Raw genomic sequence first — 7,580 nt, forward strand, 5'->3', positions numbered from 1 at the left:
ATCGAGGTGCAGGCCGCCATCAAACGCTTCATCGCCGAGAGTAACGGCAATCCGAAGCCCTTCGTCTGGACCGCCGACCCGGATCGCATCATCCAGGCCGCAAAGCGCGGGCACCAAGTGTTAGACTCGCACCACTAGATCTGGCTGCAGCCCGTCCCAGCGCCTCGATCACACCATGGCCGCCGCTGCGGCGCTCAGCCCCCATCGGACGAGATCCTGGGCCTCGCTCGCCGATTTCGCTTCGGCGTAACAGCGTAACTCCGGGGCGTTCCCCGAGGCCCGGAAATGGATCGCGCGTCCGCCGTCGAGCCCGATCCGGACCCCGTCCTGCTGGTCGACATCCTGCGGCACGCCGATCGGCTTCAGGAAGGCGGCGCGGAAGTCAGCGTCGCCGAGTCGTCCCAGGAAGGCGCTGCTCCGCTCCGAGGGCGTGTTGGGGAGGCGGTCGCTCGCCATCTCGCCGGCATCGAGCGACGTCACGAGGTTCGCCAGCGTCATGCCGGCCGCGCGGGCCGCCGCCAGAGTGGCCAGGATCGGCAGCATCGCGTCCCGGGTCGGCAGGGCGGGCAGGGTCCGTCCGGCGCGGGTGACGTCCGATCCGAGCAGGAAGCCGCCATTGGCCTCGAACCCGACCACGATCTCGGCCCCGGCGGCCTTCGCCTGCTCCATGCCGGCGATGACGAAGGGCGAGCCCACCCGGGTGCGCAGGACCTGCCGGAAGCCGCCCGCCTGTTCGAGTGCCGAGCCGGCCGTGACCGGAACCACGACCGTGTCGGCCCCGAGGAACCGCGCTGTGATCAGCCCGAGCACGTCCCCCCGCAGGATCCGCCCTGCCCCGTCGGCGATCAGGGGCCGGTCGGCGTCGCCATCGGTGGTCACGAGGGCGTCGTAGGCGCCGGACGCCATCACCTCGGCGATGTAGGCGATGTCCTCAGGACGGTGGGCTTCGGTGTCTATCGGCACGAAGGTGCCGGACCGGCCGATCGGCGTCACCGCCGCGCCGAACCCGGCGAGCAGGCCGGTCAGCAGGTCGCGGGCGACCGAGCTTTGCTGGTAGACCGCGACGCGCAGGCCCTGCAGGATGTCGGGCGCGAAGGCCGCGCCGTAGCGCTGGTGGTAGCGCTCGACAGCGTCGGGTTCGGGCGTGGCCGGCGGGGCATCCGGCACCGCGCCGCCTGCCGCGACATCCTCAAGCGCCGCCAGGATCGCAATCTCGTCGGCCTTGGTGATCTCGCCCTCGGGCCGGTAGAATTTGAGGCCGTTGCGGTCCTCCGGGATGTGGCTGCCCGTGACCATGACGGCGCAGGCACCGCGCCGCATCGCCTCGAGGGCGAGCGCGGGCGTCGGCAGGGCGCCGCAATCGATCGCCGTGAACCCCGCCGCAGCCGCGGCGCTCGCCACCGTCGCGGCGATGCTGGCGCTGCTGTCGCGCAGGTCGCGCCCGATCACAACCGCGCGGCGGTCGTCGCCCGCGGGGACCGACCGGAAGAACGCGGAGGCGTAGGCATAGCTCGGCCCGCCGACGAGATCCGTCACGAGCCCACGCAGGCCGCTGGTTCCGAATTTCAGGCTGCTCACGGCGATTCCAAAGGCTCGGATTGGGTCGGGCTCGGGCGACTGATGCCGTGAATTCCAGACGATCTCAATGCCCCGCTCCAACGATGAGGTCTACGAAGCAGCAGAGTCATGCCTCGTCGAGATTGCGGATGCGGGGGTGGATCGCCTGTCTACGCGTTCCAATGCTTATCGACGATGTCCTTGACGGCATCGGAGATGGCGGCGTCGAACACCAGCATCTCTTCCACCGGGCGAAGGCTCCGCAGCTGCTGCGCGAGGTCGCGCACCGCGGCGGGTGGCTCCGGCAGCACCGGGAGCGGGGCATCGATGTAGAGCTGGTCGAACAGCGTGCGCGCAAAGGCCTGGAAGCGGGTCTTGTGCCCGACGATGCCGACCCGCGACAGGACCTCGATCGCCGCGATCGAATTGCCCGGGTGCAGCCGATCCTCGGGCATGCGGGTCCCCAACTGGCGGGTCAGGGGATTGTACAGCAGGCGGTAGGCCGACTCCGGCATCATGCGGAAGAAGCGCTTGAGGCTCTTCGTGTCTGTCAGATCGTAATCCTTGATGAAGGCTGCGGCTTCGGCCAGCGCGCCGAGGCGCCAACTGCGCGCCGGATCGGCGGCATCGTCGGTCCGCGCCTGCAGCCAGTGCATGCGGGCCGCCATTTCGAGGTGCGGGTCCTGCACCAAGAGTGCCGTGACCATCAGGTCCGGGGTCAGGTAATTCTCGTATCGCGGGATGACGAGGGAACCCGACAGGAGGAGGGAGCGCACCGGGTTCAGGAAGATGCTGGTCAGGATCTCGTCGGACATGCGGTGCATGCCGAAGTAGCTGCGAGCGTAATGGGGGAACATGGCGCTCTGCAGGACCGACTCCGGTTCGATGCCGGTGTTGATCAGGCAGGTGCGGCACTGGATCGTCCCGTCGGCCGGAATGCGCCGATGCACCAGCACGTTGGTGTCCGCGTCATAGAGCTCGAGCTGTTCCAGCGCCGCGAGGCCCGGCACCTCGGCCTCGGTCACGATGAAGATGCATTGACCGGTCGCGTGCCAGCCGTTGTTCCGAAACGTCGCGTCGACATGGCTCGCCGCGACCTCCGCGACGCGCCGCCCCGCGACGGACACGACGACGCGACTGATTGCGAGCTGGTTGTCCGGAACGATCCAGCCCCGGATCGAATGGCCGTCGTCGTGATCGATGAAGAAACGCACGGTGAGGCTCTAAATCGTTTCTGGGGCGCAATCCGTCTTGGCGCAATCCGTTCGAAGCGTCGGGGACGCTCCCGAGCGGGGCCGTCGTTCCTCGGCCCCCTCCAGGCTCGGCGGCCCTACCACTTCGCCAAGTCGAGCGCAAAAGGCACCCGTGCCGCCGCGGGATCTGACGATCCGGTCGCCACGCGGCTGCGCCGGGATGGATGCCGGCTCGGCGCAGGCGGGCGGGTCACCGCAAGGGTCCGAAACCGTTCCGATTGCAACGCGATCGGGAACGGTTCTAGAGGAGCGTGGGGCCACGCCAACACCTCGGCTCACGCGGTGGCCGATGGCGCTGTCGTTCGATGCGTGGTCACGGAGCCGGTCTCAAGGCGCCTGGACGACGAAGACGCCGTTCGGGTTGCAAGTCCCGGTTCGATTACGAGCAAGCTTGGGTTCATGGCGACGTCCGTTGAGGTCCATATCGGAAAGCGGGATTGGCTTTTCCTGTTGCAGGGGACCAACAACGTCAGCTCGCAATATGTGCGGTCGCCGGAAGCGCAGTTTCTGCTGATCCACTGGCGTTTGGTCGTGGCCCAGCGCGAGCGACGCTTGCGGGCGCTCGGCATCCCCTACAAGCATATCCTGATGCCGGAGAAGATCACAATCTACGATCATCTGCTAGACGGTTTGCGCATCGACTGGCGGTTGTCGCCCGCCGTCCGGCTCCTGCATGAGGACGCCTACTACACGCTGTTTCCGCTCCGGCGCCTGAACCTCGTCAACTACATCCGACGGAACACGCGATGGCGGGCGACGCTGATCGATCTGATCGCACCCATGCGACAGCAGCGGGACATGCAGAATCTCTTCTATCGGACCGACAGTCACCTGTCGTTCGCCGGCCGTCTGCTGGCCTACCGCGAGATCTGCCGGGCGATCGGCGCCGAGCCGGTGCGCGATTTCGAGGAGAGGCCCGCCACCTATCACGCGGGCTGGGCGGGCGATCTGGGAATGGCCTTCGACCCCCCGCGGTACGAAGGGACGATGCTGCACGATCTGCAGCGGGATGCGGTCCGCGTGTATGCGAGCCCGATCGTCGAACACAGGGAGGGGCGCGGGCTGTCGGGAACGCTCCATACGGGGGCGCACGTGATCTATCGGAACGCGCGGGCCACCGACCCCCGGCGCGTCATGCTGTTCGGCGACAGCTACGCCAATTTCGCTCCGATCGGCCTGACGATCATGCTGGCCGAGACGTTTCGCGAAGTACACTTCATCTGGAGTACGCAGCTCGATTACGATCACATCGCGCAGGTGAAGCCCGATCTGGTGCTGACGGAGATGTCGGAGCGCTTCGTGTTCCGGCCCTCGAAGGACGATTGGAATTTCGCGCAGTATGTGCGCCAGCGTTACGACGCTGAGTTGGCGGGGGGGTCGGATGACGGGCCTTGCGCATGATGCCGCCCTGGCGGACCTGGGAGCGCGGGTGAGCGCCGCGTGGTGCCGGATAGGGCGAGCGTCGCCGCGTGGTGCCGTCACTGCGCCCTCACCTGCTGCTCAAGGTGCGCACGGAGAATCGAATACTGGTGCACCACCTTTTCGAGCCTAGCCGCATCGGCGGGACGGATCGGTTCCGGCCCCTCGCTCAGGCGATAATTCGCCACATAGAAGGCGGCCTGAGCCTTCAGGCGCACGGCGACGAAATCGAGATCCGCGGACCAGTGGGCTTCCGCGCGAACCTGCTGCAGGCGCTTGGAGATCGCCAGCCAGTGCAGGTCGAGGGCGATACCCCCGCCCATCTGCTTGAAGACGTCGAATAAGGAATCGAGAATTTCGATCGCGGCTTGCGCGGACATGGGGCCTCTACGAGTCTTGGGAGGCCACGAGATCGGGGCGCACGTACCAATCGTCGAACAATGAAAGCTGCTTGAAGCGCCGCCGATAGCCCAAATTCGTCAGGAGGTCATAGATCTTCGACCGACTGTCCGCGAAATTGTGCTCGACGCTGATGAGGGCGACGTCGTGAGCCGCGAAATCGAAGCTCTGCAGGACGTCGAATTCGCCCCCCTCGACATCGAGGCTCAGGTAATCGATCCGCCTGGGCGCCCGCGCTTCCCGCAGAAGCCGATTCAGGGAGATTGTCGAGACGAGATATTGCTTCGCTTCCTGGCGAAAATCCGCGTGGAAATCGCCGGCAACGAAGTCGTCGACACCGGACAATTCACCGATATCGACCTCGTTGAACAGGACCTCGATCCCGTCAGTCTTGTAGACGCATTGATCGCTGATGTAGCAGTCACGGTTCTTGTGCAGCGCCGCGTGCCAAGCCCTTGCCGGCTCCGCCAGAACGCCCTGCCAGCCGAAGGTTTTTTCGAGGAGAAGTGTATTGCTGAGGCTGATGCCGTCGCAGGCGCCGAACTCGACGAAGTAGCCGTTTCGCTTCTCCCGCAGCTCATGGAGAACCCAGAGATCCTGCAGGAGCTGCGCGTTGGAATAGGGCGCCATGCGGGTGGCGAAGGACAGAAAATCGAGTTCCGAGGTCTGAATATGCGGCCGGACATCGAGATTGTCTCTCAAGTTGATCACGGCGTTGAACACCGTCAGGAGTTCCACATCCATCGTACGCTGATCCACCTCGTAAACGGGATCGGTTGGGCGGGCGGTTCGATCGCGGCCGTCAAGTGTTGCCGGTTGGCGTAGCCCGTAAGGTCCCGCGGCCCAGGACACGGTTGGAGCCCTCGTGCAGGAGGGTGTGCTGGATCGACTCGGGACCCTGATTGGGGATCAGGCGTGCGGCCCTGCGGATCCTGGCCAAGAAGCGCTTTCGGCCGAACCCATAGGGCCTCAGGCTCTCGAGTATGGCATCCAGGAGCGTCGCCGCGGCGTTCGATCGTGCCCGGGCCATGTCGCGCTCCAGCAAAGCTGCGTCGCGCTCGGCCCGGACAAGCGCCAGTTCGATCTGCTGGTGTTGGATCAGGCGGATGTATTTCGTGTCAACGGCGTGTGCCGCACGTGTCGTCATGGGAACGCTCTGACCCCGGGCGGAAGCGGTTCGGGCAGTGGCCAGTATCAATTGCCGATCGACCCCTTACGTCGTGCCCCGGCGGCTTGGCAACACGGTCCGGACTGGTTCCGCGAGCCGGCTCGGCGCGAGAGCGCGGGTCAGAACGAAGATCAGGAGCCGCATCCGATCGCAGTGCGAACGGATGCGGCTCTCGGTGTCTCGGGTCGAGGATTCTGCCGCTGGATTAGGCCTGCATCTTGCTGACGACGTGCTTGATTAGGAACAGGCCGATGCTTACGGATGTCAGGCCGAACATGACGACGTACAGATAATCAACCTGTATTCCAGCATACGGATAATAAGCTGACCGCACCCACTCTGCCAATTGCATGGCTGGATTGAACTTCATCCAATAATAGAGCTGCTCGGGCATATAGCTCGGCAGGAACATTACTCCGCTTGAAATGTACAGAATGATGCTGAAGAGAGCATATCCGATCATCCATCCGGGGAAAAAGCCGATGATTGCGACGTTGATCGTTCCAACGCCGATGCCGAGGATGATGGCTGCCAGATACCCAGTTACTGCCGTCAGCGGCTGCGACGGAATAAGATTAACGCCGATGGCTGTCAGCACGGAACTAACGACCAATAGAGCAAGGAACCCGGTGACGATTTCGACGAGAATTCGCGAGAAAATCAAATCGAACATTTTGACCTGGGGGTAATAGGTCAACGGTCGATTGATCATAACAGACTTCATCACCTCACGGGAGATGTACTGGAAGACCAGGACCGGAACTGCGCCGGTGGCGAAGAACAGCGCTCGCTCGTCTCCCAGCGGTGCCGGCAATTTTTGGAACGTGTAGATCGCGATCAGCACGAAGACGTGCACGCACGGCCAGAGCACGATCACGCCGTAACCCCAGAGCGAGGCCCCAAAGCGCGTGCGGATGTCGCGCAGGATCAGCGCGTACAAGACGTGGAGATAGGACTCGATTGGGCTTTTCTGCGTTTGAGCCGTCGGGACAGCGAACATCGGCGCGACCTCTGCGTTGCCGGGCCTGACTCCACCATAAAATAGGCCAAAGTAGGTTGGACGGGTGCGCCGGGCTTGATGGCAGCGTCAGGCCAAGGGACCGTAATAGTCGCGCATCAGATCGGCGTATGTGGTGGCCTCGATGATAGTGCGGGCCCGGCCCGGGAGCGGGATGGCCAGCAGGCGATCGTTGCAGGCGGACGGGTCGTCGGCCAGGGCATAGGGCAGGAGATGGCCGTCAGGATTGGCGCGCAGCCGGTCGGCCGGTGCGCCGAGGTCGAAGGCCGCCACCGGCAGACCGGTGCGCAACGCCAGCGTTAGCGCGTAGGAATAGGTCTCCGGCCAGATCGCCGGGAGCAGGATCAGATCCGCCGAGACCTGTGTGACCAGGTCGAAGGTCTCGTCGTCCTCCCAATGTCGGCCGGTCTCGGCGATCTGAAGGGCCGCCCGCGCCTCCTGATCGAGGGTCGGATCGTCGGTGGCGTAGCGTCCGGTCTGCGTGACGCCGGCGCGCTCAAGGCCGCCTTCCAGCGCCGGGTCGCAGTAGCCCGCGATTGTGAACCGCAACGGCTGATCACGCTCGCGCGCATCGGCGGCCAGGGCCTGCAGCACCAGCCCGCCTTCGGGCATGCTGATGCCGCCCAGCACGGCGACGCGCCGGACGCGCCCCGGCCGGTGCGGCGCGGTGGTGCGCACCGCCCGCTCCGGCTCGGCGTGCGGCCGCACCGTGATCGCCAGATCCCGGTACACGCGCCCGATCCGCCCCGCCGTGTCGGAGGATGGC

Annotated in this window: 7 protein-coding genes and 2 pseudogenes; 2 read left to right on the forward strand and 7 right to left on the reverse strand. The window is 65.2% G+C overall.

Features of this window, described 5'->3' with window-relative positions:
* Window positions 1-138: pseudogene (locus tag MKK63_RS18135) on the forward strand (IS630 family transposase); the annotation flags it as partial.
* Between the two features lie 30 nt (window positions 139-168).
* Here the strand turns inward: MKK63_RS18135 and MKK63_RS18140 are convergent.
* Window positions 169-1,578: a phosphomannomutase gene (locus MKK63_RS18140; protein WP_244004221.1), complete on the reverse strand. Its 1,410-nt coding sequence runs from the start codon at window positions 1,576-1,578 to the stop codon at window positions 169-171.
* A 149-nt stretch (window positions 1,579-1,727) separates the two neighbouring features.
* The gene (locus MKK63_RS18145; RefSeq protein WP_244004223.1) at window positions 1,728-2,771 is read right to left on the reverse strand and encodes a hypothetical protein; all 1,044 of its coding nucleotides are present in this window, start codon (window positions 2,769-2,771) and stop codon (window positions 1,728-1,730) included.
* Between MKK63_RS18145 and MKK63_RS18150 the strand changes: the two genes are divergently transcribed.
* Complete coding sequence (locus MKK63_RS18150) at window positions 2,739-4,211, forward strand: alginate O-acetyltransferase AlgX-related protein (protein ID WP_244004225.1); 1,473 nt, start codon at window positions 2,739-2,741, stop codon at window positions 4,209-4,211. The genes MKK63_RS18145 and MKK63_RS18150 overlap by 33 nt on opposite strands.
* 77 nt (window positions 4,212-4,288) lie before the next feature.
* On the opposite strand, the gene MKK63_RS18155 is transcribed toward MKK63_RS18150, so the two are convergent.
* From MKK63_RS18155 to MKK63_RS18175, 5 genes and pseudogenes are all read right to left on the reverse strand, one after another.
* Window positions 4,289-4,609 carry a hypothetical protein gene (locus MKK63_RS18155; protein WP_244004227.1) on the reverse strand — a complete coding sequence of 107 codons (321 nt, stop codon included), beginning with the start codon at window positions 4,607-4,609 and terminating at the stop codon, window positions 4,289-4,291.
* Between the two features lie 7 nt (window positions 4,610-4,616).
* Window positions 4,617-5,372: an FkbM family methyltransferase gene (locus tag MKK63_RS18160; RefSeq protein ID WP_244004229.1), complete on the reverse strand. Its 756-nt coding sequence runs from the start codon at window positions 5,370-5,372 to the stop codon at window positions 4,617-4,619.
* Between the two features lie 58 nt (window positions 5,373-5,430).
* Window positions 5,431-5,775, reverse strand: coding sequence for a hypothetical protein (locus MKK63_RS18165; protein ID WP_244004232.1), 345 nt, complete (start codon window positions 5,773-5,775; stop codon window positions 5,431-5,433).
* A gap of 226 nt (window positions 5,776-6,001) precedes the next feature.
* Window positions 6,002-6,796, reverse strand: a complete 795-nt coding sequence (locus MKK63_RS18170) for an ABC transporter permease (protein WP_243927235.1) — start codon at window positions 6,794-6,796, stop codon at window positions 6,002-6,004.
* A gap of 87 nt (window positions 6,797-6,883) precedes the next feature.
* Window positions 6,884-7,580, reverse strand: a pseudogene (locus MKK63_RS18175) (glycosyl transferase); the annotation flags it as partial.

Source organism: Methylobacterium sp. J-088 (assembly GCF_022829295.1).
Lineage (GTDB): Bacteria > Pseudomonadota > Alphaproteobacteria > Rhizobiales > Beijerinckiaceae > Methylobacterium.

What these genes read in the sequence shown, in the direction of transcription:
- MKK63_RS18150 (WP_244004225.1), top strand. Translation starts at nt 2,739, where the DNA reads ATGGCCGTCGTCGTGATCGATGAAGAAACGCACGGTGAGGCTCTAAAT.
- MKK63_RS18155 (WP_244004227.1), bottom strand. Translation starts at nt 4,609, where the DNA reads ATGTCCGCGCAAGCCGCGATCGAAATTCTCGATTCCTTATTCGACGTC.
- MKK63_RS18160 (WP_244004229.1), bottom strand. Translation starts at nt 5,372, where the DNA reads ATGGATGTGGAACTCCTGACGGTGTTCAACGCCGTGATCAACTTGAGA.
- MKK63_RS18165 (WP_244004232.1), bottom strand. Translation starts at nt 5,775, where the DNA reads ATGACGACACGTGCGGCACACGCCGTTGACACGAAATACATCCGCCTG.
- MKK63_RS18170 (WP_243927235.1), bottom strand. Translation starts at nt 6,796, where the DNA reads ATGTTCGCTGTCCCGACGGCTCAAACGCAGAAAAGCCCAATCGAGTCC.